Here is a 25,473-nt window from a genome sequence, read left to right as displayed (position 1 = left end):
GTTCAAAGTAGTCGGCCTTTTTCCACTGGTCAAAATAATAGTATACGGCTTGCCAGTGCGGAAAGCTAGGCGGCAGGTTTCGCCATTGACAGCCGGTGCGTAACATCCAGAAGATGGCATCCATGACGGCACGTAATTGGTGTTTACGCTTGCGTTGAAGGTTAAAAAAAGGCGAAATTGCTGCCCACTGGTAGTCGGTCAGTGGTTGCCACTGCTTAGTCATTACTTTGTTTCTTGGTCGATACAAAGTTGACTCGACTACCAGTCCTTATCAATTCCCCAACAAGCTCTTATAAAATAGCTTTATAAAATAGAATCGAAACAAGTAAAAATTATTTTTTTCAGAAAAAACACAAAATAGAACATCATATATTAAATCAATAATTATTATTTTTTCTTCATAAAGATGATTTAATTATTTAACTTTTTTTCATATAATTAATCGTGTATGCGTAAAAAAAGGTAATGAATGTTTCTAAAACATATATTTTTTAAATTTCTCAAATAAATACTTAATTTTCAAACTAAAAAAGCCGATATGTATCGGCTTTTTTAGTTTGAAAATTAAGTATTTATTCAATTAATAGTCTTAAATCAATTTTTTTCTGTAGCAAAGCGTCTTTTAGTTCCATGTAATATTTTGGATACGATTTACCGAACGATTGCCAATAATCTGGTGGTAATTGATACAGCAAATGTTGAATTGTGATATTATCAACAGATCCTGTTGTATTGATATGCCTTTTTACATCTAAAAGAAGTGTAGATCGGGTTACCGCCCTAAGTGGTAAATCACGGATTTTCAGGCGTTCATCGATAGCCAGCGTGCGTTGTTGCCTACGAATCAACTCCTGATTAATTAGTTCCTGCATAATTAACAAATTAGCCGTTGAGCTTGCTTTTAATTGTTGAATTGTTTTCATAATTAGTGAGGGTGCGAAGAGGTTTTTTCTTTTGATTTATTAATACAAATTAAAAGAATTATTTAACAGAATTTTATTTACTATTTTAAGTATTATCTATTTTTTTATTAAGCGTAATTAATAAAATACAACTATAGATTAGTATTAAATCTAAAACATTTTCTTACAAAGAAATAAATTATTTTTACATCCATACAACAAAAAAATACAATAATTATATTACACTATTTATCTAAAAAACTTTTAAATAAAGTGCATTATATACACAAATAAATTCTGATGTGAGAAAAAATAATTTTTTATCATTTTTGAATAAAACTACACAACCTATTATTGATAGTTAGTATATCTTTTACTGCCATTAAATCAATTCTTTCTTCAACTTATCAATATAAAACCAGGCTCTGTATCATTTTTTTTTAGTTTTCAGTTTGCCAAATCTATCTGCGCTTGCTTATTCGTGACTAGGGCAGTCAAATCCTTTAGGAAGTATGCATCGATGAAGTATAGGATGCAGGGATAGCCGCACATCTGCCACTGTGATAGGTTCCGGCCTTATCTCCCATCTCAAAGTATAATAGTTTATAAATCAGCATCTTACCAGACATAATCATCAGCAATCTCCGGCACCGAGATATGGAGTGATCCGGCCGCATTCTTCCAATGCAGCCGCGCCCGAGTAAGCGCTATACTCCTGTTGCCATATAGCAGCCAGGCAATCCGCAGCGTTCTAAAACACGGCATAAAAAAGCCCGACAGAGGGTTATTCTGTCGGGCATAACAAATGATATAGAGAGATCCTACCTACCGATCAACGTAGAAAGAAGAACCGCCTGAGGCACTCTTAATAGATTTCTCCACGGGCAGCTTTCAAGGTATTTTGCATCAACGAGCATATGGTCATTAACCCAACTCCACCAGGTACGGGCGTAATAAAACTCGTTTTGGGCGCTACTTCATCAAATTTCACGTCCCCTTTCAAGGCGAAACCACTTTTCTTGCTGGCATCCGGCACCCGCTCCAGACCTACGTCGATCACGACGGCACCTTCCTTAACCATATCGGCCGTCACAAATTCAGGCTTACCAAGGGCAGCTACCAGAATATCGGCTGAACGGCAGATCTCGGCCAGGTTTCGGGTTCGGCTGTGCGTAAGTGTGACCGTACAATTGCCCGGATAGGTATTCCGTTGCATCAGGATCGACATAGGCAACCCTACAATCTGGCTTCGCCCAACGACCACACAATGCTTGCCCGATGTTTCGATAGAATATCGTTTGAGCATTTCCAGTACCCCTTGTGGTGTAGCGGAGATATAAGCCGGTAAGCCTTTGGCCATGCGGCCTATATTAATCGGATGAAACCCATCGACGTCTTTGGCCGGACTAATGGTTTCCATAACCCGATCGGGGTTGATGTGATCGGGAAGGGGTAATTGTACGATTAGTCCGTCCATATCCGGGTTTTCATTCACCTCGCGAACTTTATCCAGCAATTCGGCTTCTGAAACCGACGGATCGAACCGGATCAGCGTTGAATGCATCCCAACTTCCTCGCAGTTTTTCATCTTTGAGGCCACATAGGTTTCGGAAGCACCATTGTTCCCAACCAGGATAGCTACCAGATGAGGAATTTTGCCCCCTTGCTCACGAATCTGAGCGACCTCGGCCGCAATTTCCTGTTTGATTTGAGAAGATAGGAGTTTACCGTCTAACAGTTGCATAGGAATTAATAAGGTCTGAAAATCTGGTGCGAAAGTACCACCTTATCCAGTATTCACCAGCAACAAGGTTGAATAGTTTACGGTTTTCTGACTCCGGAATCACTTACCTGCATAGTCAAATTTCAGGATATAACCCTTTTTCCCATCGCCTTCACTGGCAATGAACAGATCGCCATTGGGAGCAAAACAGATGCCTTCGGGCTGGCGAAACAACTTGGGATCGAGTGGTTCGGAGTACTTGATTTTTGCCCGACGACTGGTAATCACCAATCGTTTTCCGGCCGAGGTCAGGATGTACCAATCGCCCGTTATGGGGTGTACGGCAATACCCGACGGCTTGTAGGTCTTCGTATCAATACCGGCGGCTTCAAGTTGCTCATCATTGAGGCTCATATCCCTGAATACCTCCTTATTCAACAGATCGAACGAATAAATGGCTTTATCGGCCGAGCCCTTGCCTTCTTTCACCGCAATTAGTAGTCGTTTCGTTTTAGGGTCATAGCCTAGGCCTTCCACTTCGGTTTTTTCGGGCAAATCGGTCTTTGTCCGGCCTATTTGCTTCGACTCCGGCTTGAATCGAAACAGATTGCCGTTGCTTTCGAGGATGTACACCTCATCATTTACGTATTCAATGCCTTCAAAGTCACCATATCCGCCAAAACCATAGTCGCTGGTCACTTTGCCTTTCTTCGTATCGAAAACGTATACGACCGCTTCTTCATCCTGCACGCAAAGCAACTTGTCATCTTTAAAATAGGTCAGGCCCGATATTTCTTTCAGCTCTTTAGGAAGCGTGTAATTCTCAGCGGGTTTGCTGAGTTGATAGGGCATTTTGAAAGGTGTTTCGAGCGTTTCGGCTTCGGGCTTATCCGTCTTTTTGGAGGAGGGCCCACAGCCTGCCAGCAAAAGCAACAGGCCGATAATCAGACGATTCATAGTCGTTCAGAATTTGAGAAGTGACAAAAATGCGCCATTTCCTACAATCCCTAACAGTTTTATCAGCCCATTACTGATTTTTTTGTGTGATCTTTCAAATTTTCGACCATATTGCAAGTAGTAACCAAAACCGCTCTACCACGATTAATACCATTTACCTGTAATGCCCAATTTAGCTTCCGTAAAACGATTCCCAGGGATTCTTTACGGCTTAATAATTGGCCTGCTGCTGGGGGCAATTAGCTATGCCGGTACGTTAGAGAGTGCTAATTTTCAGCAATATTATATTCTGGTCCAGGTACTTGCGTTGGGGATTGGTATACTCCATGTATGGCTCAGTCCTCGCTTCGCGCCTAATCTGATGACAACCTTTGGAATCGGGTTTGTTACCACACTACTTATCCTGCTGGCAGGCATCGGTTTTTCGCTCCTACTCTACACGCAAACAGGTGATCTCGGCAGCCGCTGGCCGTTCGTTTCCAGTTTGTTACCGTTTCTGATTCCGTTTTTAGTCGTTCAGGCTTATCAGTATTACCGACAAATCCCTCCTGCCGATTACAAAAAATGGTATTATCCCATCAATGGTGATATGCCTGACCTGGATCTGCTTGATCTGTCGAAGATTTTAGTGATTCAGTTTGAATTTCTCAAATCCCCTGCCGATTCGAATTACACCAATTTCAAGGCCAAAGCCCCGGTGGCGATGTCGCTGGGCGATCTGTTTCTGGTATTTATCAACGACTATAACGAACGAACTCCCAATAGCCCTATCCAGTACACCGACGCAGCCGGGCGGCCCTATGGATGGGTATTCACCCAAAAAACGGCCTGGTGGAAGCGCCCGGTTTATTTTGATCCGGCACTCGATTTTACCCAGAACCAGTTGGTCGATAATGCCACGATCATTGCTTTGCGAGCGGAGTAATCAATACAGTTGAAATTCATTCAGGAATCTGACTCATCAGGTTCGGCCGAATAGAACGCCGATTATTATGATCACTATGATTAACTAAACTCCTGAAAATCATAGTGATCATAATAATCGGCGTTCTATTTATTTTTACATAATCTTGCCTGTGAATCCGACACACAATGGCAAACGAGCAAGCGTAATACGTCTTAAACCTAAACCTTACGAACCATTCATGAAACAACTTCTTCTTACCTACTGCCTGTTGGTGGGGCAAATCAGTTTCGCGCAATCCAGTAGTATACTCATTGACGCGACAAATCGGTTTCTGGCTACGCTCAGCACCGACGAACAAACCAAAACCCAGTACGCTTTTACAGACAGTCTTCGCTTCAAATGGACTAACCTGCCTGTAGGGCTGGTTCCCCGACCGGGTATTCAATACGGCTCCCTTTCTGACCAGAGCCGGATGGCCTTCCATCGGGTACTATCGGCCATGCTGAGTTCGCAGGGGTATCTGAAAACGACGAGCATCATGCAGCTCGACGATATTCTGAATACGCTCTACCAACAGGCATACGACAGCGGTAAAATCGACCAGAAAATGCTCAAAATGATGCAGGACCTCAAATGGGCACATGGCAACTACTATATTTCCGTATGGGGTAAACCACAATCCAGTGACCCGTGGGGGTTAAACTTTGGCGGCCATCATATTGCCCTGAATCTCACCTGCGACGGCCGTCATGTGTCCATGTCGCCGTATTTTATTGGCACCGACCCCTCAGAGGTAAAGTCGGCAAAGTACGCTGGCTGGCGAGTGCTCAGCAAGGAAGAAGATTACGGTTTTATGCTCATCAATGCCCTGACCGACACGCAGAAGAAAGTGGCGGTTCTGCAACAGAAAATACCGGGCGATATTATTACCAGTCCGCAGAGTAACCAGCGCATCACCAGTTATTATGGTATTGCCGCCAGCCAGTTTACCCCTGATCAGAAAGACCTTCTGAAACTGCTCATTCAGGAATACACCCACAACTTTGAGCATCAGAAAGCGCATCAGCTTTTCAACAAAATTCTCAAATCGGGTATTGATAAGGTTTATTTTGCCTGGATAGGGAATCTGGAAGCCAATAAACCTCATTATTACATCATCAACGGTCCCGACTTCCTGATCGAATATGACAACGTAGGCTTTCAGAATGATGGCAACCATATTCACGCCATTCTGCGCGAAAAGGGTAGTGAATTCGGTGAAGATTTATTGAAGCAGCACTATTTGCAGAGCCATAAGTAATATACACCGCGAGGACACTAAGGCGCAAAGAGTAGGTTTATACATCTTTGCGCCTTAGCGTCCTCGCGGTGTGTACGAATGGTATCCAGGCTTACAAGGCGTACGTTTTCAGATAAAGCTGTGCGACAAAGTACCCACCACCAACAATTAGGAGCGGTATGGCTACAGCCAGCCAGATGACGGCCCAGCCGAAAGCGCCAAAATACGTCAGGACAACCGGATTTTCGGGGTTGCTGGGGCTATAGACAACTGTTGTTTTTTCACCCACCTCCCAATCGGGGGGCGAAGCGGCAAACATATACGAATGCATAATCTCCTGACCATTAACGGTGTGGTACTTGAAAATGGGTCGGTACGTGTATCCTTTCTTTGATTTTTCTTTTTCAAGTCGATCGACGACAGCCATAACCCTATGGCCTGACTGAATGAGGCTGATGGCTTTGGAAAACTTCGATAGAGAAAGGATGAGCAGGCCAGCACCCACCAAAAATGTGATTAAATAGCCCATACGAGTTGTTGTTAACATTGGACCAGCCAGTCCGGTTGCAAAAGTCCATTAGTTTAGCATAATGACGCCCCCCTTCACCTCAACCATGGCATCGCCTTTCAGTGAGGTCTGCGCACCCTGAAGCGAGAGCTGCCCGTTGGCTTTAACTTCGGCTGTCGCATCGGCTTCGGCACTGACCTGAGCCCCTTTGACCTCTACTTTGGCCGTTCCTTCGATCTTGACTTCGTTGGTGGCTTTTAGCTCAATGTTGTTCTGTGCTTCGAGGGTAATATTGTTCTGCGCTTTTACTTCAATATCTTTCCCTTCAATGTGCACAACCCCCTGGGTTTCGATGGTGATCTTGCCATCGTCGGCAAACGACAGGAGAATACGGGTATCACTCTTGTTAACGTTGGTCAGTTCAATTTTTTCATCACCGTCTTTATCGTACAGACTAATCTTGTTGCCCGCCTTGGTCTGGATGGTCTTTTGAATGTTGTCGCGATACGTATAGTCTACACCGTCTTTTTTCGGATACAGACTGGTCATTACATACGGGTACTCGGCCAGGTTTGCTTCATAACCAATCATGACCTGGGCATCAACCTCCGGTACAAACAGCATACCTTCCCCATCAGACGTGTACGGATGGGCCACCCGAATCCAGTCGGATTCCTTACTGTCGCCCGGCCACATATACTCTACCCTGACTCGCCCCAGTTTTTCCGGATCTTCATTGTCGACAACTTTGGCTAGTTCAGACTGACCGATGGGCAATCGGAACGCAGGATTAGGAGGTGGATAGGCAACCGAATCGGGAACGGCCCGAAATGTATTGGAATAGTTGCCGCTACTGTCCAGGGTGTGCGATACGTGCGTAACCCGATAACTGCCAAAGTTTTCTTCCGACGAGCCTCGCTCCGTTATGCGTGTGCCTTTTACGGAAACAACCGTCCCAACCGACACGTCAGGATTTTCGCCAAAGCCCTGAAAATCGACCAGTCGGCTGGCATCCATCGCCTTTTGCGTTTTGGTGACATCGTCCAGTTCTTTTTGGGCATACACCAATTTGGGAAGTGGCACCTGCGATTCTTCGCTAAAAATCTTCTCCGATTCATCGAGCGTGAAATCACCCCACTGCCCCAACCCATCCACCTTCTGGTCTTTGGAATGGCTCTGGTAGGTTTCGTCAGCCAGGTAGTCGTAGCGGTTGAAGAGAAATTTGGCGGGCTTCACGCGCAGACTCATGGCGAAGGTCTGCATACCATCGACGTTGAAGTCTACTTTCTGGTCGTTGGGTTTGCCAAAAATCAACTGCTGTCCATCGTAAAAGCACCACTCGCCGTACTCGGCCGCCAGTCGTGCCAGAAACTCAAACGCCGATTCGTCGTACTGAACCACGTACCGTAACGAATCGGAATGCTTCGGCTTGACAGACCGTTTGAGCAGGTTACTGGGATACGGACTCAGCACTTTATCGACAATATCGGCCAGATTACACTGAAGAAACGCCCGACGCAACCGACTGTCTTCCAGTAATATAGTCAAACCATACCCGGTCAATACAAACACATTGGAGGTATCGCTGGTATTCTTAAGCGCGAGTTCGGTAACGATTCCTTTAAATTTAAAATCGAAGGACCCTTTTTCAAGCAGCGGGTCAAACGAGAACTGAATCGTTTTGCCGATAACATTTTTGTGCGACTCATGGAAAAATAGCTCGTTGGCATCTTCCAGATCTTCGAAGGGTACCGCCAGACTAAACTGATGATGGCCAAACAAGTCCTGCTCAATGCTCAGCGATCGAACGTTTTTGAGTTCTTTACCGCCTTCGAGTTCAATATGCGGGACAACCTGTTTCGCCATAAACTAGGTATTTTGATGGTCGATACCATCCAGCTTAATTTTCTCCGCCGACAATCGGATCATGGTACAGTAGCTACTTCCGGTGCGCTCAACAAACCGAATCAACCGTCTGCGATTGGTGATTAACCGCAACTTATAGTCATCATCATGCGGACCAGCGTCTGTATTCATCAAGTCTTCTACATCTTCCGAAATACTGGCATGACTAAGGGTAGCCGCCGACATAAATTCGCTATACATGGTGGCGTAAGCATCCTCAAATTCAAGCTTTTGCAAGGTCGATTGCTGATCGGTTCGGTTGAAGGTAATATCACCACTTTTTTTGGTAGTTGCCCCCGTTGCCCAGTCGCCCAGCAGATCCTCATCAGAACCGTCCAGGATGAGCACGATAATACCTCCCCGCACCCCCGATGTCGGGCGGCCCCGGTCATATTTTTGAGAAAGCGTATGATGGCACTGCAATACGTTGAAGGTTTTTCCTTCAACCGTTAAGGTTGCCTGAAATGACATAGTATTTGGAAGTAAAGATCAGGTAACGCGCAAGGTTGCCTTGTTAATAACTAATTCTCCGCCCGTTATCAAAATTCGGGTATTCATGTAGTTCATATCAGCCATGAAAATATCCGAGTAATTGACGCAAACGGACTGTTTGAATTCAATTTCCTTGAATGTGGCCGATTCGTCGATACGGCTCAGGATAATCTTTCCATCTTTCTGCATATGCGGATCAATCATCCAGTTTTTAATGGTTTTATCGTCCATCACATCCAGGCAAACCACCAGCCCCCAGGAAGGGCGGGAAGCCGGTTTGCCCCGCTGGTCCTCCTTCCGTCCAACTTCCAGCATCATCCAGTTGATGTTGTAGGGATTACCGTCAATATTTAGTGTTGCTTCAAAAGCCATAGCGTACTCATTAGTAAAATTTGTGTCTGGAAATCAACACATTCCAGACACAACCTGGTTAGCTACTTCTTCCCCCACTGGTTATCATGTTCGACATCCCGCACCCGAATTTTTTCGCAGGATAACGAGAAGTACGTAACGTAGGCATTACCCGTACGGCGCTGAAAGCCCCTAGCCGTATCATAGGCACCCAGCAAGGGGCGATAGTTTTCGTCTCTACCCCGGATCTGATTATGAACCCGATGCCCGATGTTTCCATTATCATCCTCCTCTGCTGATACTAGATTAAACTCATTGCGAATGCCCATAGCATCATCAATAAAGTTCTCGTTAACGTCGGTTATAAAGGCATTCTCAAAGGCATATTCAACGAGTGTACTTCCAGAATCGTCGATGGTCTTGATCTTGCCACTTTCAGTTCGGGTAGCTTCACAAAGCCATTCGAAGAAAGTATCATTACCCCCTTCTACAATTAAAAAAATATCACCTGTAAATACGCCGGAAGCAGGGCGTCCCTTGTTATCCATCGCCTGTTGAAACGAAATAGCAAATTCATAAATCGGCAGTTCTTCGAGGCCGGCAACCGTTAAGTTTGCTGTGTATGCCATAGTGTTACAAGGTCTTGTGGTTAGCTCCAGTTATGGGTCAGGGTTGCATTTCCATTGCTTATTTCTGCTCCAGAAATAACCAGCGTGGTCATAAGGATGGACGAGTCAGCGACAAATCCTTCTATCATTGAATAACAATGGGCATCTTTTAATGTCCATTGCTTAAGCACCGATCCTTCTTCGTCGATCTTGTAATATTTGACGGTAACAGTCTTTTGCATCGTTGGATTGACCATCCATTCCGTAAACGTACCATCTTCATCCGTATCAATAGCGACAGCAATAGCCCACCTGGATGCCGAAGATGGCCGCCCCTTTGCATCCCGCTTGCGGTGGCAGGTGACAAAAACTTTTCTCAACTCAATTGGATCGCTAACGCCATCGATCTCTAACTTGGCATTAAATGAAGCCATACTAACTAGTGTTAAAAGGGTGAATAAAAGACCTTACTGTTGATCATAATCTGCTTTCCACTCGGCCGAATCGGGGTCGTCGCCCTTCTGTCCGTCGAGTTTGAGCAGGAACGTTTTAGCGGGAAAATAAGGAACCATGTGAATGTCGAGGTATATCCGATCTTTCTGTTTGGGGTCCTGCTCAAAGCGCAACAGCTTGAACTTTTCGATGAGCTTACCCGGCCCCGTTACATTGTCCAGAAACTTCACGATCTGCTTCTGAATATCGGCTTTCGTATTGTAATTGAAATTCTCAAACGCCCGGCGGTTCAGGAAATCGATCAGCACTTTGGTGATGTAATCGAACACCCGGACAACCGAATACGTCTGCAAACCGAGGTTATCGCCACTGAAAAGCGTCTTGGCCGAAAAAGGCATTACCTTGCCGTATTCGTTTACCATCGGAATCAGCCCCATTTTTTCGAGGGTCGATATTTCGCTTTTCTTCAGCGGGAACCGCACGCCATCCGCTCCATTCAGCGAACCATGCTTTCGCCCAGCCGATACCTGCGACATCACCGTAGCGTATAGCTTGCCTGCCAATGCACTCGACCCCGGTATGTACAGATCTTCTTCTTCGCCTACGTCCTGGTGGCGTCCGCGTCCGGCCAGCCAGTTGCAGGTCATCATCACATTGGAAAGATAGGCGTCTCCACCCGTCAGGTCAGCCGATTCGAACAGGTCCACCACATCGTCGGGCGCATCGAGGTGCTGGAAGTCCGTCACCATCATTACCTTGTTTTTATACGCAATCTGGGCCCAGGTATCCACCACCTTCTTTGACCCCAGATAACCGGGCAACACCATCAGGGCATAGCTATCGCGAAGATCAAGCCGGTCGTAGTTGCGCGCAAACTCTTCGGCAACTGCATCGATAAAGGTGGTGTTGTCGAGGTCGGTGAGTTGCTCCGGCTCGGCATTCATGATGTTGACGTTCTTCACCTTGTCCTGTTCGGTATTGGCGTAAAAGCTGGCAACCGACCGATAGGCTTGTTCCAGCCCGCGACTGGCTTCGAAGGCTCGGCGTAAGTTTTCGCTCAGCAGTGTCTGGGCCGCTTCGGCCTTTGTCTGGGCGGTTTCGGCCAGCTCTGCTACCGAATCGGCACTGGTGAGCAGGTCGAGCATGAGTTGCAGCCGTTTACTTAGTTGCGCCCGTTCCTGTTGTTTCGACTGCTCGGTAAGGAAAATCTTCTTTCGGGCCTTCTTTTCGGGATTCAGGTTCTGAACCCCCTCCAGGGTCGTTTCCAGAATGGAAAACCCGCCGTATTTGGCTAGTTTGGCCGAACTGGTTTCGAGAGAGGGAACATCTTCAGCGAGTTTTTCGCTGGTTTTGAGTGGTTTATCCTGTGCTTCCATGGTCTATTGTTCGGTGTACAGATTATTGCGCTTCTTCCAGTTCGCGAATCATTGCCTGAATCGCGGCTATGTAGGCTGCTTTCCCATCCGGATTTTCGAGCATCGTTTTCAGGATTTTATTCGATTTCAACTGCTTTACATAGCGCTGAAAATCTTCGAATGTCATGCTCAACTCCTGTAGATACTCGCTCTGGGCAATGACGCCTTTACGGCCAAAATCGGCCAATGACATAAACTGAAGGGTTTCGCTGGTGCTGCCTCCCTCATCGGTCTCAAATTCGACCTCTACTTCGGGTCTGAAATGAGCAAACACTTCGCCTACCGTTTTCAGGCCCTCGACCACTTCGGGCCGAACCGGCGGATCGGACGTCAATTTCTCAATGAGGAGGGTTTTATTCTGTGGGATATCGACGATACTTTCGCTGACATTGAGCTTTCGCTCCTGCCCACCAATTCCGTAATCGAACATAATGTATACGCAGTTAAACGGTTAGAAATCAATCTTTTCAGCTCAACCCCCAATCAGCACTGTGGGGCATCCGGCCACAATGCTACCCCCGTGGGCGGTTGTGTCGCCCATTCGGGCTGCGGGCTTCCCACCAATCAGTACCGACGTCGACCCCATCACGATTACGTCTGGAGGGCCTACACAGGTACACAAATCCCCTACAACAGAAGCGGGCTGCCCTCCAATCAATACGGTAGGCATTCCGGGGCCCATGATAGGGCCACCTACATGCGGAATCGGTACTACAGCCGGGGTTTGCATCGGGCAAACGTGCATATCGGCTAAGCGGGCGGCAGGCTGTGACATAGCTTAGTTTAGGAGTGGTCAAGAATGGTCAGGTATGGTCAGGCGTGGTCTTTCTCTGTCAATTCCTGCCCTTCCCTGGCTACTTCTGACAGTACCTGGCCAGTTGTATCTTCATGAGTTATCGTCCATTGAAGCTCTTCATTTTTCACATCGACATGAATGGTAGAGCCTTTGGTTACGTCGCCCGCAATAATCATCCGGGAAATGGGCCGACGTAGCTGATTCCGAATAACCCCTTTCAATTGCCGGGCACCGTACTGTGGTGTAAAGCCAGAGAGTGCCAAATGCCGACGGGCCTCGGCCGTGAGATCGAGTGAAATACCCTGCCGGGTTAGTTGGTCAGTCAAACTCCGCAAATGCAGGTTGAAAATCCGAATGGCATTCTCTTCCGAAATCGGGGCAAAGGGCACGATTTCGGTCAGGCGAGCCAGGAACTCCGGTCGAAAGTGACGGCTCATGGTTTCCATCAGTTCGGTATTGGTCGGAATCTGCCCCTCACCAAATCGCTGGATAACGAGCTGGCTTCCAATATTTGATGTAAACAGCACTACCGCATCCGAGAAATCCCCTTCTTTTCCCAGCCGGTCGTGCAGGCGCCCCTCGTCCAGAATTTGCAGGAAAATATCGAATACCGAGGGGTGTGCCTTCTCAATTTCGTCGAACAGAACGACGGAGTAGGGTTTCTCACGAATTTTATTCACCAGCAACCCGCCCTCTTCGTAGCCTACATAACCCGGAGGAGCGCCATACAGCAAAGCCGCTGAATGCTCTTCCTTGAACTCCGACATATCGAACCGAATCAGAAACGACTCATCGTTGAACAAAAAATCGGCAAGGGATTTAGCCAGTTCCGTTTTACCTGTGCCGGTCGGTCCCAGCAAAAAGAAAGAGCCAATGGGTTGCCCGGCTTTGGTGAGCCCGGAACGAGATTCCAGAATAGCATCGGCAACGGCTTTTACGGCATGGTCCTGCCCAATAACGCGCTGTTTGAGCACCTCATCCATCGCCAGCAGTTTATCCCGTTCTTTGCTTTGAATTTTACCTAATGGGATACCCGTTTTGTGCGAAATGACAGCCGCTACATCCTGCCGATCAACGGTCGTTTTGGGCACATCGGTCAGGGCCGAAAGCCGGGATAGTTTCTGCTGGATATGCTCGGCCAGGGCCGAAACCGATTCAAAGGGGTCGTCCGCCGATTCATCATCCCCTTCACTTTCTGCCGCCAGGTTTGCCAGCAGAATCGGGCTAATTTTTGCTTCCAGTTCCTGATGAAGATAGCGCAGATTGCTCAACGAGCCGTTTCCATCGAACGAGTTGGTCAATTGGTTAAGCCGTTCGGTCAGTTGGGCTACCTCAGCGGGCGTTCGTTCGCTGATCATCCGAACGGCCGACAAGGTGCGGTCGAGCAGGTCAACGGCAGCATCGGGCAGCCGACGATTTCGGCTATAGCGTTTGGCCAGGCTAACCGCTTCCGAAACGGCATCGGCCCCTACAGTAAGCTGATGATGATTTTCGTAGAACGGTACCAGTCGCTGTACCATTCGGGTCGCCATTTCAACTGAGGGTTCTTCTACCCGCAACACATCGAATCGGCGGCTAAAGGCTTCGTCGGTTTCAATGTATTTTCGGTATTCATCAAGGGTAGTAGCTCCAATCACCGTCAGGTTTCCTTTCGCCAGCTCGGGCTTAAGCAGGTTGGCCACACCCGTGCCCAATGGCCCCCGGCTGTCGAGTAGCTGATGGATTTCGTCAATGAACAGAATGATTTTGGCATCCTGTTTTAGCTCTTTCAGGATGCTTTTCAGCCGATCTTCGACCTCACCTTTATAGGAAGCCCCTGCCACTAAAGCGCCCAGATCGAGTTCGAGTAATCGGGCATTTTTCAGATGACCCGGCACATCCCCCGCTATAATATTGAGCGCAAACCCATCGGCCAGCGCGGTTTTCCCTACGCCCGGCTCCCCAACCAGAATTACATTAGGCTTGGTTCTCCGGCCAAGGGTTTCGGTCATCATTCTAACCTCCCGGTCACGACCCAGAATTGGGTCCAGACGCCCTTCTGTAGCCATGGCGGTCTTGTCTACACAATACCGGAGTAATGCCTGTTCGGCTGCGGGTTTGGCTGCGCCTGTTGCCCGTGCCCCTCCCTCCGATGCAGCCGATGGGGCAACAGCCGTTTGTACATCGGCATCGGCCAGAGCCGCCTGCATTAGTTCAGCCTGAGTGAGGGGAAAGCTTTTCAATTGCTCCGGCGTAAACGCAACCCCTGGCTTGAGCAAAGCCGCCAGCACACAAACGGGGTCGGTCTGGGTTTTGCCCAACTGCATGGCCACCAGATCAGCCAGTTCCATAGCTGCCTTAACCTGTTCATCGCCCGGTGGGTTGGTCGATAGTCGACTCGCTTTGGGGCTGGCTTCAATCCGCACCTCGGCCCACTCCCGCAGGTAAGGTACATCCTGACCCAGTACACCCAGCCACGAAGCCAGCCCTACCTCATTGTGGAGCAGGCCCATGAGCAGATGCGCCGGAGCGAACAGTTCATTCTGATATTCCTTCGAAAGGGCTTGGGCAATCTGTATAGCCCGTTTTACTTCTTCAGTATATGCCATCAGAACAGGGTTTAGGAAATGGGACAAGGGTAGTCAGGGATGGTCGGGCATTGTCAAAGGTGGTCAAGAGTGGTAAGTCACAATGCTTGACCACCTTTGACAATGCCTGACTTTCGTCAATCGGAACCCAATCGGCGCAGCTTGGCATTGATGGTCGTAATGCGCTGCTGGGCATCGGGGCGGGTATTTTTTTCCAGAGTTTCTACTGCGAATTCGTAAAGTGGCCGACGCCAGAGCGGTGGGCGGTTTGTAGCATCAGCCTTTTTCTCACACCGATCAACGATTTCCATTTCCACATCAGCTCGTGACACGCCCCCTGAGGCTGGCGCCGATACCGTTGGGGCGGGTGTACTGCCAGCCGCTTTCAACTGTGCAGTCAGGTCATTGATCCGTCGTTGGGCATCGACCAGTTTACCCGTACATTCCTGAAACTGGGATAGGTAATTGGGAACATTTCCACCCCCACCCGATGGAGCCGGAGCAGCCGCTGGCGCTGCTGATTTAGCCGCCAGGAGTTTCAGCATTTCGTTTTCCTGCCGGGTCTGCGTGAGCGCTGCCGTTAGTTTATCGATCTGGCTGGCATCGATCCCTTCTTTTTCCAGCAATTCACGCAGATAGCTGATGCTATTTCGGTACGTAAGTACGGCGTCGTAGGCATTGATGATCCCATGCGACAACTGCTTGTTCATTGGCTTCAACTGCACCGTATCGGCTTTCAGACTATTTACCTGCTGCTGAATACCGCTCTCCAACCCAGAGAGTTGTGTTTTTAAGCTCCCCTTCTCAATATCGGTCGCTTTTAAATACGCCTGATCGGTAGTTTGGAGCGTTTTCAGGTTTGCCGTTACACCTTCCATGGGTTTCATCAGCTTTTGGGTCTGCTCATTCAGGGTTTCGGTCAAACGAGCGTTTTCCTGTTTCAGCACATAATTTGGTGCGCTGAAAAGAAGATATACAGCCAGTAGGGGAATACTGAGCGAAAGACAATACACACCCAGAAATCGGCTGAAAGCTTGCTGGCGTTCGGGTTTATTGAGAGGTTCCATCGATTATATAGAGAGGTTTTTTCTATTGCTTCGGGCAGACCACCGAAACAGTTGCATCAATCAATGTTAACTTATTTTCAGACAGCTACTTAGAACGACTTATTTAGCGGTTCTACCCTAGCGGGCTCCAGCGCGAACGGGGTTTTTCGGGAGGGGTTTCTTTTACCTCATGCTCGATTATAAAGACGTTTTGCCCTTTGCGTTTTCCAATAAAATCCAGTTGAGCCAGCTTGTAAAACACATTCGAAACCGTTCGGTAAAACGTATCCAGCTCTGTCAGCAGGCTGGTTAGCTCTGTGTGTTCATACGGTAATTGCAAAACGGCATTCAGTTGGGCCTCCAGTGCCCCAGGCGTCAGATCGGCCCATTCGCTGATATAACCAATAAACTCTTCCCGCTCACGTCCACTAAGCATGGTCATTACTACTCGCATCGCCTGAATAGGCCGTAAAAGGGTTTCGGCCATGTATACAGGTGGTTCATAGGGTACAATCCAGCTATAGCGTGTGCTGATGTCGCCCAGCGTAAACACAATCCGCTCAGCCATCAGTAGGGTGCTGGTTTGCAATCCATTTTTCGAATCCCGCTCCTTGGTACGCTGCAAGATTTTGTACGCATTCGTTTCCAGCGATTCGAGGTGTTTACCAAATTGCTGATGCCACTGCTGGAGTCGGGGCAGGCTGTAGACCGATGTACAGGCAGGTAGGTAATCGGGGTCCTGCTGAACCTCACCGTTCCCATACCGAATTCGACCGACAATCAACTGGTAACTTAATTCACCCGCTCGTACCTGCGCCGATGGCACCACATCGAGTCGGTATTCGGGACGGGTATGCGGATGCCGGGGTGGGGTTTCGGTCAGGATCGGCTCACCAGCCGGTACCCGTTTGAAAGGATCGACCGTCAGTAACACATCGAACGTTTGTGGCTTGCCCGTTTGCAAGCCATAGGTGGCTGCCAACGTCGAAAAGGAGGTTGTACACGTCAGCGAGTCGGTCGGGTTGTGGTAATCGATTCGGCCTCCGTGTGGGCTAACCGCCCGACAGGTGCGAAGCTGCACTTTTATATTCTGGTTGTAATCACATTGAATCTGCATGTCGAGGGCATTCGAGGCAGGCAGAATACCATATCGAAACCGCGACAGCCCCATAGCGTGGCTATCCCGCAGTTGGTCGTGCATGAAATTTTCCCATTCCGTAAAATGGCGCCGGGCGATTTTCATGCCATCGACCCAGTTTACAGGCAGATACGAGAGTTCGGGTATTGTCATAATAGAGAGGGCGTGTTACTGATGTATGATGTAGGATATAGGATGTATTCAGAGTACATTAAATACATCCTATATCATACATCATACATATTATACGTGTGTTGTGAAATCCAATCGTCCAAATACTTCGTTTTCTGCCAGCACAAACGCATCGCTCAGAACCGACGTGTCCAGTTCGATACCGACCGCAGCATCCAGCGGAACCAGATAGCCCGCCAGCCATTCGATCATCCAGCGACCATCGTTGCCGGGCAGATAATAGGCCACCCGCTCGGTTCGGTCGATATGTACGGTCATACGCAGCAGCGGTTCCTCATCGCGGAGCCACCCGTCGAATACGGAGCTTTCGCCCAACTGCCACTCACCCAGTGGTGCCGTATCGACTTCGACTAATGTCGTACCGCCCGGTTCAAGCCGCAGACTTACGCGCTCTTCAAGCACTTGCTCGAAACAGGCCGTCATGGCCACCAGATCGCCCACCATAAGGTGTATCTGCGGCAAGATGTACAAGAGACGTTTCACCTGCTCTGAGGTCAGAAAACCGGGCAGATTCCAGAACCAGCTCAGCACTTCATTCGGCTGTTCGGTATCGGTGTGAATCGGATAGGCCCGCTGCTCCTGCTCAATTCGAATCCGCTGGCGAAAAAACTCCTGCTCAAACGGCAGAAAAAACGCGCGGGCCGCTTTTTCCCGCTCACGCTGAATGCTCATTTCGCGCAGAATAACCTCTTTGGAAGTCGCTACCTCGTTCGCCGTTGGCTGATGAAAAACTCCTTCTGGCAGGAGATCGTACAAGCCGCTGCGATTCAGGTCAATTTGCAACCACCGCTTTGTCATATGCTGGGACTCTGCCCATCTGGTCTGGCTGATGTCGCGCCCAAACGCTCGTTTGGTAAGCCCAAGCGGATTCAGAATCAATTCATCGAGTGAAACTCCATCTTCGAGCATATCCGCCAGCACTACCTCAGCCTTCAGGTCGACAGGCAGGTGCTTCAGTTGGTCGGCATAGATGGAGAGTACATTCATACGTCTTCGATTGGCAATCAATTCAACGAATTCATTTTATTTAACCCTGTTTTCCCTGAATAGGAGGCCCTGCATCTGCCTTTACCCCGGCTGCACAACCACGTCAAACGGTAAGGCCGATACCGACTGCGCTTCAAGATGGCGGTTCAATAAGATGGCTTGCTGCTCCCAATCGGCAGCCGAATAGGTACTTCTGGCGGAGGGCTGTAAACTGACCCGGATACACCGTTGAAATCCATTGGTCGGTAATGGGTCGATCCGGTAGGCCCGTTCGATATGTACCGTCTGAAGATGATGACCTAATTCGGCCTGACAAACGACTCGAACATCTTCCAGGGTTACAATCCGATTTCGGGTCAACAGGGCCCGTTTGTATTGAATAATTTTCTCCGATTCTTTCAACCGTTCACGTCCTCCGGTAGTCGCTGTAAGTAGAAACCCAGCTTCTTTCCGAAGATTATTGTCAGCGTAAGGGATCAGGCGACTACCCATCGGTATTCGGTTAGCCGCTTCACCATCACAGGTCCAGTACTCTATAAAAACCGTTTCGCCCGTTTGTTTGGGCTTGATAATCAGGTAAGGAATTGTATCTCGTTTACGGGTATTCTGGTCAACTTTAGCTTCGAGCCGGGCCAGTGCCTGATTCAGTTCCCGGATAACAGACGTCAGAAAATCCTCGCCCAATGCCGCAAAGGAAGCGCTTTCGTCGCGCAGCAAATCCTGCAAATTGGTCAATGCCTGCCGGGCATCCCGGTCATCGAACCGACTGACGCCATATTGAACTGTATAGGTTTCAGCTTCAACGTCAGACATACTTCCCAGCGGAATAGCCGTCAATGAGCGGTTCTGGCTGGTTCGTACATCCCGGACCGCCAGGAAGCATCGATCCGTTTCGAGGGGGATGATGTTCAGGTTCTGCTGCAATCGGTACGTAATCCGGTGTAGCCGTCGGTTTAGAACTGGAAAGCAATTGATTCCACAAACCATACCTGCCAGCGCCTGCGCACTAACCGTATGCGGCAACCTTAGTTCGACCCACCAAACCGACTCCCGGAGTGTACGCAACTCCCGTTCCGAAAACCAATTCGCGAAAACTGATGGGTAAGATTGGCGCTGATCGGGTATGGATGAGAACAAAGGGGCCGATTCAACGGTCGCAAAATGGCGTTCATAGGTAGCCATGGCCAGTTTCTCGACCTTGTGCATAGCATTGAATTCATTCTCCAGCAACGAACCGGACGAAGAAGCCAGCGTATGGGTCGGTAAGCCTGGGCGTACCTGCATCGTTTGCCCACCCAGCCACCAGGATGCCGTTGTCAGCATGGCCAGATGCGCCTGTCGGTCGACTTCAGAAGGCCAGTCGAAAAAGAACGATACCCCCTCCAGCGAAGCCACCTCTCCATCGATGTCAATACCTAACCAAACGGATTGATAGAGGGATACAGCCGCCCCCTGACGCTGGGCAATGGGTATTTTCTGAATGCCCTCATCGATCCGGTACAAGGTTTCGGTGGTAGCCATATACCGAATAGCCCCGTCGACAATCGGACACGTAGCAACGGGCGAAAAAAAAGCTTCGGGCACCGTATTGGCATCGGCCCGAGCCCCACCAGCCCGTTTGAAGCTAAGCTGGGTAACGGGCGAAAGCATGGCGCTGGGCTCTACCGAACGCGTCTGTGCAATAGCAAAAGCAGGACGTGCCACATCGGGTTCGGGGTGTAGCACCTGCGCCAGCCGATCAAGCAGGCGAGTCTGGGTATTGCCCACTTCGACCGAGAGCCGTTCAAATTCCATCGCACAGGCTTCGATCAGCAACGCTACCAACGGATCGAAACTATCCAGATCGGTTTCGGCATACCCCCATAACTCAGCCGCCCGGCGCAACATCCGGGATTTGACTCGTTCGCGGGAAAAACCTTCTGAAGCCAGATCGGTAGCCATTTTGTATGGGTTAGTTGGTAGTTGGCATTCCATTTACAGGATTTCGTTCAGGTTGGCTAACGCACCTGGTAGTTCCTCCAAACCGAATCCCACAAATCGGTTACTCCGTCGACAGCGGAGCCAGAAACAGGCTCCGCTGAAACGAAAATTGTTCATTAGTACGGACCAACTGGCCATCAATCCAGACCGTCAGCCGCCGTTTTACTCGTTTGCTTACCCGTCCAAGCTGCATCTCCTGGTCGTTCAGATCAACCCGCACCCGCACCTGAGTGAGTCGCTTTTCGTGCTCGGCTATCGACGCTTCGATGGATTGGCGAACCTCTTCTTTCCATCGGCTATTGGCCTGATTCGAAAAATCTTCATCCCACAAACTGCACCCAAAGGATTCATCGAAACGTGATTCCGCAAAGTGCGTTGTCAGCATCAGGTATAAATTCTGGGCAATGGATTGTGGCAACGAGCAGGTAGGATGCGGTTTATGTTGCAACACCTCATCGAAACGCAGGGGCAATGCATAATAAGGTTGTGACATGCTAGCCGTGACTTAAAATCGGACTATAATACCGGCCCCAACGCCAACGCTATTCATCACCACATTATAGGTTGGCGACTGGTACACATCCAGGCCATCCTGTTTGCTGTTGAAATATTCGCCCTCACTCTTGTACTGATAGATGTAGCTGGACTTTGTTGTAGAACCCGACTTCGTACTGGAAGAGGTATATAGTGATTCTTTAGGCTTAAACGACTGGTTATAGGCAACAATCTCTGCGAAGCCACGCAGGCTCTCACCCAGCCGAAACTGTATTCCTAGGGCAGCCTGATAACCTATAGCCAGTGAATTCTGACGGTAATCGGTCTCACTAAGCGTAGTAGTACTGGCGCCGGTCGTTGGGGCGTACAAACTGTTCGACGTTGTCTTATAATCCATAACAATTCCACCAACCAGCCCAAGGCGGTTATAGATATAATAGGCAGGACGAGAGAGCGCTTTGAAGGTGATGTTGGGGGTAATGGACAATACCCGTAGTGTCGATGAGGTCGTTCCTGTAGAGGTATAGTTGGAGCCTTTGTAGTTATTTTCGGTGGTTAAGGTCGAGCCAAAAAGCATATCGGCATCGATACCCAGATTAATAAATTCGCTGACAATCACCCCAACGCCAACACCAGCCCGAGGGCCTGCTCCTAAGCCAGTGGTGTTATTTTTATATCCTGTATTGGTCATGCCGGACTGGCCCGACGTATAACTGGTCGAAATTTGTGAACCCGGTGTTAACAGTCCATAAAATCCGTAAAGCTTAATGTAGAAAGGCGCTTCGACGGTTGCCTTTGGTTTACGCGGAGCATTTTCGATGGCTGTCGACTCCGACGACCGCCTTACGGCATTTAAGGAAGCAATGGGTTGAGCCTGTATGGCAGCAATACTGGCCACCAGACAGGATACTGTAAGAAGCGGGCGATGAGTAGTCATTTGGCATGTTATTTAACGAGGTAAAACTGACACACAATCAGCCGTCTACACGGCTCGGTAACATGATGTTCTCCGATGAAGTGACAAGCAAAATAAATCGTTAAACAGACAGCGTCATAGCGTATAACTACGCGTCTCTATGAGCAAAAATCCGGGTTTTATTCCTTACCGTTGCCCGCACAGTATTAATCCAGCTAATAGGGGAAAGATCAACGGCTTATCTATTCCCTGCTTATTGATTAGGGCAAGCCCATCCAAAGAAATAACCTACTGATTTATAAGTACTTACAAGGAATAATAACGATAAGTGTACAATGAAAAAAATTATATACACCTAATAATACACCTTTCTTTACACAAAGACTCCTTCTACAGGCTTCAGTTTACGTAAAGCCTGTAGAAGGAGTCTAATACTATGCAGTCAAACTACTCAACCGATTAAAGCCAACTTGCGGGAAATCCTCTTTCCTATAATACGATCTCTTCCTTAGCGTCGGGGACTGCAATTCGCTCGGCTTTTCCTACCATAAATATGTAAGCGCAGGCACCGATAAACTCAACAATCCCGATAAAAACAATGGCGGGCTTAAAATCAGTGCCGGTGATCAGATGCCCAATGGTGATGGGCACCACAATAGAAGCCAGATTGCCCATGAAATTGAATACGCCCCCCGTCAGACCGATCAGATGTTTCGGCGATAAAATGGACACAAAGACCCAGGAAATCAACGCCATTCCAACCCCAAAAAAGGCCAGCGACATAAAGAAAATAATCAGGGCCACATCGTCGGTATAGTTGGCTCCGATAATAACTACCGACAACAGCAAACCCACAATGATTGGCGTTTTTCGGGCCATACTCACCGATTTACCCTGTTTTACCAGCCGATCCGATACAAAGCCCGACAGCAGAAGCCCTGCACAAGCCGCCAGAAACGGAATAGACCCCAGATAACCCGATTGCCGGAAATCGATGCCCCGGTATTTGACCAGATAGGTTGGAAACCAGGTGAGAAAGAACCAGAGCGTGGCATTGACCGAAAACTGTCCGATGTACACACCCCATAAGGTTCGTTTCGAAAAGATCAGTTTGAAATTCTCCCAGCGCCACAACGACGGGGTATCTGTTCCTGATTTTTTGCCATGAAACAGTCCACCCCCTTCTTCGATGTAGTCCAGTTCATCTTGATTTACGCGTGGGTGTTCCAATGGGTCGCGGTAGAACAGATACCAGACAAGACCCCAGACAAGACCGACCAGACCCGTAACGATAAATAGCCCTTTCCAGCCTGCATAATATTGAACCGTCACCAAAACTGGAGTCAGGAACGCCAGGCCTATGAACTGCCCGGAGACATACATGGAGATAGCCGAAGCCCGTTCGTTGTCGGGAAACCAACTCGTTACCACCCGATTGTTGATCGGATACGAAGGCGCTTCAAACGTACCCGTCGCCAAGCGAAGCGAGAAGAGGCTCAGAAAGCCACTGGCTATCGACTGCGCCATAGTTGCGATTGACCAGGTAATGAGGCAAAAAGCGTATAAGATTCGTGGGCCAAATCGGTCGGCAATGATCCCGCCCGGAATCTGCAAAGCAGCATACGCCCACCCAAATGCCGAAAATATGTTTCCTAACTCAACAGTCGACAATTCCAGATCTTTTCCAAGCTCGGTAGCCGCCACCGACAGGTTAGCACGGTCCAGGTAGTTGATCGCCACGTTGACAAAGACGAGTGCTAACATGCCATAGCGCACACGGGTTGGCTTTTTATCCGTTGAGAGGTTCATGCGTTCGGTTCAGGTTTTATAGGTTTTCGGAATAGGTAACTTATCGGGCCGTCCAGCCTCCATCGACCGTGAGCATCGAGCCAACCATGTACGTGGCAGCATCACTGGCCAGAAAAATAGCCGCGCCCTGAATTTCCCGCAGCTCACCCCAGCGGCCTAAAGCCGTAGCGCCTACCACAAACTTTTTACCCTCTTCGGTATCCGCAATGGGCACATTCATGGCCGTCAAAAATGGACCAGGGCAAATGGCGTTCACGTTGATATTGAACGGAGCCAGTTCAAGCGCCAATGCACGGGTCATCTGCACAACAGCCCCTTTGCTGGCCGTGTAGGGGGTACGATTCGACAAGCCGACGAGTCCGAGCGTACTGGCCAGATTGATAATACTACCCCGGCCAGCCTGCTTCATAACAGGGATGACGGCTTTAGAACTCAGCCAGGTACCCGTCACGTTGATGTCCATTACGGCCGTAAATTCGTCGAGCGTGAGTTCGTCGATAGGCCCCCGGATGTTGATACCGGCACTATTGATCAGAATATCGATTCGGCCAAAGGTGTCGATAGCAGCCGTTGCCATTGCTTCCGTTTGCTCCTGCTTCGTGATGTCGGCGGCAAAACCAATGGCTTTAACGCCAAAATCCTGCGCTAACTCCTGCGCGGCTTTTTCACATTCGTCGGCATTTCGACTAACCAGCACAAGGTTAGCCCCTGCCGATGCCAATCCGGCAGCCATGGCCAGCCCCAACCCTTTCGAGCCACCCGTTACGATGGCGACTTTGCCTGTAAGATCAAACTGTTTAACTCCCGGTAATACGTCTTTCATCATACTGCTGTAATTGATTATCAATTCGCATAGAACACAGACAGGTATGACTCTTACGCTTGATTAAGATCTGCGCAAATCATAATTATCATAACCATCTGCGTTCTATCTATACCATTCCCAATTTGCCTTTACTGTAATTGATACAGGCCACTATGTTTTCTTCCTCAAGTGCCAGTTTCTCTTCGGCACTCAACTGCGACACCCGGGGTAGCCCACCGGGATATTTGTGCTGCCGAACCATACGGAGCGAGCGGGCCAGATCGGAGCCGGGCAACGTAGGAAACGTTTCCCAGTAGGCTTCGGTCAGGCAGGGTATTTCCAGAGGGTCACGGGTGATCATTTCCAGGCTGAACGTACCCGATGGATTATACTTTTTACAGAGATCGACCATTTTCTGCAAATCCAGAATCCCCTTGCCCATCGGTACTTCCGACAGTAGAAACCCGTTTGGATATTCCTCAACGGCCATGTCTTTCACATGGGTGCTGAAAGTATACGGCGCTAAGGTCTGCACCACCTCCATAGGGTCTTCAAGCAGGGAAATACTATTGCCAAAGTCGAGCGTTACGCCTATCCATTCGCTATTGACCTGTTTCAACAGACTGACCAGATCCGGCGCTCGCCAGTCCTTATGGTTCTCGACTCCCAGTTTGACTTTGTGCTTACGAAGAACAGGTTCGGCCAGTTGTAGCGAGGCCAGGGCATTCTTTTTCAGTTCCTCGAAAGCAGCAACGGAGTGATAGGTTTCGTACCGACGTCCACTCGAACAGACTGTTCGGAGTACCTGAGCGCCCGCTTCACGAGCGCCGATCACGTCCTGCTCAAACTTGGGTACATCCTCTGCTTTTTTGGGCAACCCAATCGACCCTTCCAGATAAAGCCCCAGTTTTTCCCGTTTCTCGCGGACTTGTTTGGCAAAATCACTCGACCAGCCATTGACAATCACCTGTACTCCACCAGCCCCTAGCTGGTGGCAGTGGTCCAGCAGTTGAAGCGCATTGGTAAAAGAAGGATATTTCTTACTATCTGCTTTCGAATTCCACCGACTCCAGTACGAGTGAACCACAATACCCATTCGTTTGTCGGCCAGAAAGTTGGGCAACTCAGGCCATGAAAACGCCATTGCCCCTACCGAAGCTCGCTGTATAAAATCTCGTCTATCCATGTTGGTTTAGGAATTTAAGCTAATGCCATTCTGTGTCATTGTACACCTGATGACTA

The 25,473-nt window shown here is 48.8% G+C and carries 26 protein-coding genes; 2 read left to right on the top strand and 24 right to left on the bottom strand.

The window, feature by feature from the left end; translation table 11 throughout:
• The 5 genes from B153_RS0126365 to B153_RS0126350 form a co-directional block, all read right to left on the bottom strand.
• Positions 1-223: transposase (locus tag B153_RS0126365; RefSeq protein WP_020596449.1), on the bottom strand; the 223-nt coding region annotated here is incomplete at its 3' end.
• Positions 224-572: 349 nt separating this feature from the next.
• A complete protein-coding gene (locus B153_RS0126360) occupies positions 573-923 on the bottom strand; it encodes a hypothetical protein (protein ID WP_020599753.1) in 351 nt (116 codons plus the stop codon).
• Between the two features lie 597 nt (positions 924-1,520).
• Complete coding sequence (locus tag B153_RS38065) at positions 1,521-1,667, bottom strand: hypothetical protein (RefSeq protein WP_169518498.1); 147 nt, start codon at positions 1,665-1,667, stop codon at positions 1,521-1,523.
• A gap of 100 nt (positions 1,668-1,767) precedes the next feature.
• A complete protein-coding gene (locus tag B153_RS0126355) occupies positions 1,768-2,646 on the bottom strand; it encodes a bifunctional 5,10-methylenetetrahydrofolate dehydrogenase/5,10-methenyltetrahydrofolate cyclohydrolase (RefSeq protein ID WP_020599752.1) in 879 nt (292 codons plus the stop codon).
• 99 nt (positions 2,647-2,745) lie between these two features.
• The gene (locus tag B153_RS0126350; RefSeq protein WP_020599751.1) at positions 2,746-3,582 is read right to left on the bottom strand and encodes an SdiA-regulated domain-containing protein; all 837 of its coding nucleotides are present in this window, start codon (positions 3,580-3,582) and stop codon (positions 2,746-2,748) included.
• A gap of 163 nt (positions 3,583-3,745) precedes the next feature.
• Here B153_RS0126350 and B153_RS0126345 point away from each other — a divergent pair, with 163 nt between their 5' ends.
• Positions 3,746-4,507 carry a TssN family type VI secretion system protein gene (locus B153_RS0126345; RefSeq protein WP_020599750.1) on the top strand — a complete coding sequence of 254 codons (762 nt, stop codon included), beginning with the start codon at positions 3,746-3,748 and terminating at the stop codon, positions 4,505-4,507.
• Between the two features lie 220 nt (positions 4,508-4,727).
• Positions 4,728-5,789, top strand: coding sequence for a DUF3500 domain-containing protein (locus B153_RS0126340; protein ID WP_020599749.1), 1,062 nt, complete (start codon positions 4,728-4,730; stop codon positions 5,787-5,789).
• Between the two features lie 91 nt (positions 5,790-5,880).
• Here B153_RS0126340 and B153_RS36930 read toward each other — a convergent pair whose 3' ends face one another.
• The 19 genes from B153_RS36930 to B153_RS0126245 form a co-directional block, all read right to left on the bottom strand.
• On the bottom strand, positions 5,881-6,297 hold the full coding sequence (locus B153_RS36930) for a DUF3592 domain-containing protein (protein ID WP_020599748.1): 417 nt from the start codon (positions 6,295-6,297) through the stop codon (positions 5,881-5,883).
• Between the two features lie 48 nt (positions 6,298-6,345).
• Positions 6,346-8,142 carry a type VI secretion system Vgr family protein gene (locus B153_RS0126330; RefSeq protein ID WP_020599747.1) on the bottom strand — a complete coding sequence of 599 codons (1,797 nt, stop codon included), beginning with the start codon at positions 8,140-8,142 and terminating at the stop codon, positions 6,346-6,348.
• A 3-nt stretch (positions 8,143-8,145) separates the two neighbouring features.
• Positions 8,146-8,652, bottom strand: a complete 507-nt coding sequence (tssD, locus tag B153_RS36925; RefSeq protein WP_020599746.1) for a type VI secretion system tube protein TssD — start codon at positions 8,650-8,652, stop codon at positions 8,146-8,148.
• An 18-nt stretch (positions 8,653-8,670) separates the two neighbouring features.
• On the bottom strand, positions 8,671-9,045 hold the full coding sequence (gene tssD, locus B153_RS0126320; RefSeq protein WP_020599745.1) for a type VI secretion system tube protein TssD: 375 nt from the start codon (positions 9,043-9,045) through the stop codon (positions 8,671-8,673).
• Positions 9,046-9,107: 62 nt separating this feature from the next.
• Positions 9,108-9,653 carry a type VI secretion system tube protein TssD gene (gene tssD, locus B153_RS0126315; protein WP_020599744.1) on the bottom strand — a complete coding sequence of 182 codons (546 nt, stop codon included), beginning with the start codon at positions 9,651-9,653 and terminating at the stop codon, positions 9,108-9,110.
• A gap of 20 nt (positions 9,654-9,673) precedes the next feature.
• The gene (tssD, locus tag B153_RS0126310) at positions 9,674-10,066 is read right to left on the bottom strand and encodes a type VI secretion system tube protein TssD (protein WP_020599743.1); all 393 of its coding nucleotides are present in this window, start codon (positions 10,064-10,066) and stop codon (positions 9,674-9,676) included.
• A gap of 33 nt (positions 10,067-10,099) precedes the next feature.
• A complete protein-coding gene (locus B153_RS0126305; protein ID WP_020599742.1) occupies positions 10,100-11,461 on the bottom strand; it encodes a DUF5458 family protein in 1,362 nt (453 codons plus the stop codon).
• A gap of 22 nt (positions 11,462-11,483) precedes the next feature.
• On the bottom strand, positions 11,484-11,930 hold the full coding sequence (locus B153_RS0126300; RefSeq protein WP_020599741.1) for a hypothetical protein: 447 nt from the start codon (positions 11,928-11,930) through the stop codon (positions 11,484-11,486).
• A gap of 42 nt (positions 11,931-11,972) precedes the next feature.
• Positions 11,973-12,275, bottom strand: coding sequence for a PAAR domain-containing protein (locus B153_RS0126295; protein WP_020599740.1), 303 nt, complete (start codon positions 12,273-12,275; stop codon positions 11,973-11,975).
• A 38-nt stretch (positions 12,276-12,313) separates the two neighbouring features.
• Positions 12,314-14,884 (bottom strand): ATP-dependent Clp protease ATP-binding subunit, encoded by a 2,571-nt coding sequence (locus B153_RS0126290; protein ID WP_020599739.1) that lies wholly within the window; start codon positions 14,882-14,884, stop codon positions 12,314-12,316.
• A gap of 116 nt (positions 14,885-15,000) precedes the next feature.
• Entirely contained in the window at positions 15,001-15,930 is a 930-nt protein-coding gene (locus tag B153_RS0126285) for a hypothetical protein (protein ID WP_020599738.1), read from the bottom strand.
• A gap of 112 nt (positions 15,931-16,042) precedes the next feature.
• Entirely contained in the window at positions 16,043-17,200 is a 1,158-nt protein-coding gene (locus tag B153_RS0126280) for a hypothetical protein (RefSeq protein ID WP_020599737.1), read from the bottom strand.
• 90 nt (positions 17,201-17,290) lie between these two features.
• Positions 17,291-18,226 (bottom strand): hypothetical protein, encoded by a 936-nt coding sequence (locus tag B153_RS0126275; protein ID WP_020599736.1) that lies wholly within the window; start codon positions 18,224-18,226, stop codon positions 17,291-17,293.
• An 81-nt stretch (positions 18,227-18,307) separates the two neighbouring features.
• Positions 18,308-20,167, bottom strand: coding sequence for a type VI secretion system baseplate subunit TssF (locus B153_RS0126270; protein ID WP_020599735.1), 1,860 nt, complete (start codon positions 20,165-20,167; stop codon positions 18,308-18,310).
• 100 nt (positions 20,168-20,267) lie between these two features.
• Entirely contained in the window at positions 20,268-20,699 is a 432-nt protein-coding gene (locus tag B153_RS0126265) for a GPW/gp25 family protein (RefSeq protein ID WP_020599734.1), read from the bottom strand.
• Between the two features lie 12 nt (positions 20,700-20,711).
• Positions 20,712-21,638 carry a hypothetical protein gene (locus tag B153_RS0126260; protein WP_020599733.1) on the bottom strand — a complete coding sequence of 309 codons (927 nt, stop codon included), beginning with the start codon at positions 21,636-21,638 and terminating at the stop codon, positions 20,712-20,714.
• A 468-nt stretch (positions 21,639-22,106) separates the two neighbouring features.
• Entirely contained in the window at positions 22,107-23,426 is a 1,320-nt protein-coding gene (locus tag B153_RS0126255) for an MFS transporter (protein WP_020599732.1), read from the bottom strand.
• 40 nt (positions 23,427-23,466) lie between these two features.
• A complete protein-coding gene (locus tag B153_RS0126250) occupies positions 23,467-24,252 on the bottom strand; it encodes an SDR family NAD(P)-dependent oxidoreductase (protein WP_020599731.1) in 786 nt (261 codons plus the stop codon).
• 106 nt (positions 24,253-24,358) lie between these two features.
• A complete protein-coding gene (locus B153_RS0126245) occupies positions 24,359-25,417 on the bottom strand; it encodes a sugar phosphate isomerase/epimerase family protein (RefSeq protein WP_020599730.1) in 1,059 nt (352 codons plus the stop codon).
• Between the last annotated feature and the right edge of the window lie 56 nt (positions 25,418-25,473).

The organism is Spirosoma panaciterrae DSM 21099, from assembly GCF_000374025.1.
In the GTDB taxonomy this organism is placed as follows: domain Bacteria; phylum Bacteroidota; class Bacteroidia; order Cytophagales; family Spirosomataceae; genus Spirosoma; species Spirosoma panaciterrae.
This window is presented reverse-complemented; position numbering and strand designations above follow the sequence as displayed.

Bases quoted from the DNA above. Each gene is read 5' to 3' on its own strand.
- B153_RS0126360 (WP_020599753.1), bottom strand. From the start codon at position 923: ATGAAAACAATTCAACAATTAAAAGCAAGCTCAACGGCTAATTTGTTA.
- B153_RS38065 (WP_169518498.1), bottom strand. From the start codon at position 1,667: ATGCCGTGTTTTAGAACGCTGCGGATTGCCTGGCTGCTATATGGCAAC.
- B153_RS0126355 (WP_020599752.1), bottom strand. From the start codon at position 2,646: ATGCAACTGTTAGACGGTAAACTCCTATCTTCTCAAATCAAACAGGAA.
- B153_RS0126350 (WP_020599751.1), bottom strand. From the start codon at position 3,582: ATGAATCGTCTGATTATCGGCCTGTTGCTTTTGCTGGCAGGCTGTGGG.
- B153_RS0126345 (WP_020599750.1), top strand. From the start codon at position 3,746: ATGCCCAATTTAGCTTCCGTAAAACGATTCCCAGGGATTCTTTACGGC.
- B153_RS0126340 (WP_020599749.1), top strand. From the start codon at position 4,728: ATGAAACAACTTCTTCTTACCTACTGCCTGTTGGTGGGGCAAATCAGT.
- B153_RS36930 (WP_020599748.1), bottom strand. From the start codon at position 6,297: ATGGGCTATTTAATCACATTTTTGGTGGGTGCTGGCCTGCTCATCCTT.
- B153_RS0126330 (WP_020599747.1), bottom strand. From the start codon at position 8,142: ATGGCGAAACAGGTTGTCCCGCATATTGAACTCGAAGGCGGTAAAGAA.
- tssD (WP_020599746.1), bottom strand. From the start codon at position 8,652: ATGTCATTTCAGGCAACCTTAACGGTTGAAGGAAAAACCTTCAACGTA.
- tssD (WP_020599745.1), bottom strand. From the start codon at position 9,045: ATGGCTTTTGAAGCAACACTAAATATTGACGGTAATCCCTACAACATC.
- tssD (WP_020599744.1), bottom strand. From the start codon at position 9,653: ATGGCATACACAGCAAACTTAACGGTTGCCGGCCTCGAAGAACTGCCG.
- tssD (WP_020599743.1), bottom strand. From the start codon at position 10,066: ATGGCTTCATTTAATGCCAAGTTAGAGATCGATGGCGTTAGCGATCCA.
- B153_RS0126305 (WP_020599742.1), bottom strand. From the start codon at position 11,461: ATGGAAGCACAGGATAAACCACTCAAAACCAGCGAAAAACTCGCTGAA.
- B153_RS0126300 (WP_020599741.1), bottom strand. From the start codon at position 11,930: ATGTTCGATTACGGAATTGGTGGGCAGGAGCGAAAGCTCAATGTCAGC.
- B153_RS0126295 (WP_020599740.1), bottom strand. From the start codon at position 12,275: ATGTCACAGCCTGCCGCCCGCTTAGCCGATATGCACGTTTGCCCGATG.
- B153_RS0126290 (WP_020599739.1), bottom strand. From the start codon at position 14,884: ATGGCATATACTGAAGAAGTAAAACGGGCTATACAGATTGCCCAAGCC.
- B153_RS0126285 (WP_020599738.1), bottom strand. From the start codon at position 15,930: ATGGAACCTCTCAATAAACCCGAACGCCAGCAAGCTTTCAGCCGATTT.
- B153_RS0126280 (WP_020599737.1), bottom strand. From the start codon at position 17,200: ATGACAATACCCGAACTCTCGTATCTGCCTGTAAACTGGGTCGATGGC.
- B153_RS0126275 (WP_020599736.1), bottom strand. From the start codon at position 18,226: ATGAATGTACTCTCCATCTATGCCGACCAACTGAAGCACCTGCCTGTC.
- B153_RS0126270 (WP_020599735.1), bottom strand. From the start codon at position 20,167: ATGGCTACCGATCTGGCTTCAGAAGGTTTTTCCCGCGAACGAGTCAAA.
- B153_RS0126265 (WP_020599734.1), bottom strand. From the start codon at position 20,699: ATGTCACAACCTTATTATGCATTGCCCCTGCGTTTCGATGAGGTGTTG.
- B153_RS0126260 (WP_020599733.1), bottom strand. From the start codon at position 21,638: ATGACTACTCATCGCCCGCTTCTTACAGTATCCTGTCTGGTGGCCAGT.
- B153_RS0126255 (WP_020599732.1), bottom strand. From the start codon at position 23,426: ATGAACCTCTCAACGGATAAAAAGCCAACCCGTGTGCGCTATGGCATG.
- B153_RS0126250 (WP_020599731.1), bottom strand. From the start codon at position 24,252: ATGATGAAAGACGTATTACCGGGAGTTAAACAGTTTGATCTTACAGGC.
- B153_RS0126245 (WP_020599730.1), bottom strand. From the start codon at position 25,417: ATGGATAGACGAGATTTTATACAGCGAGCTTCGGTAGGGGCAATGGCG.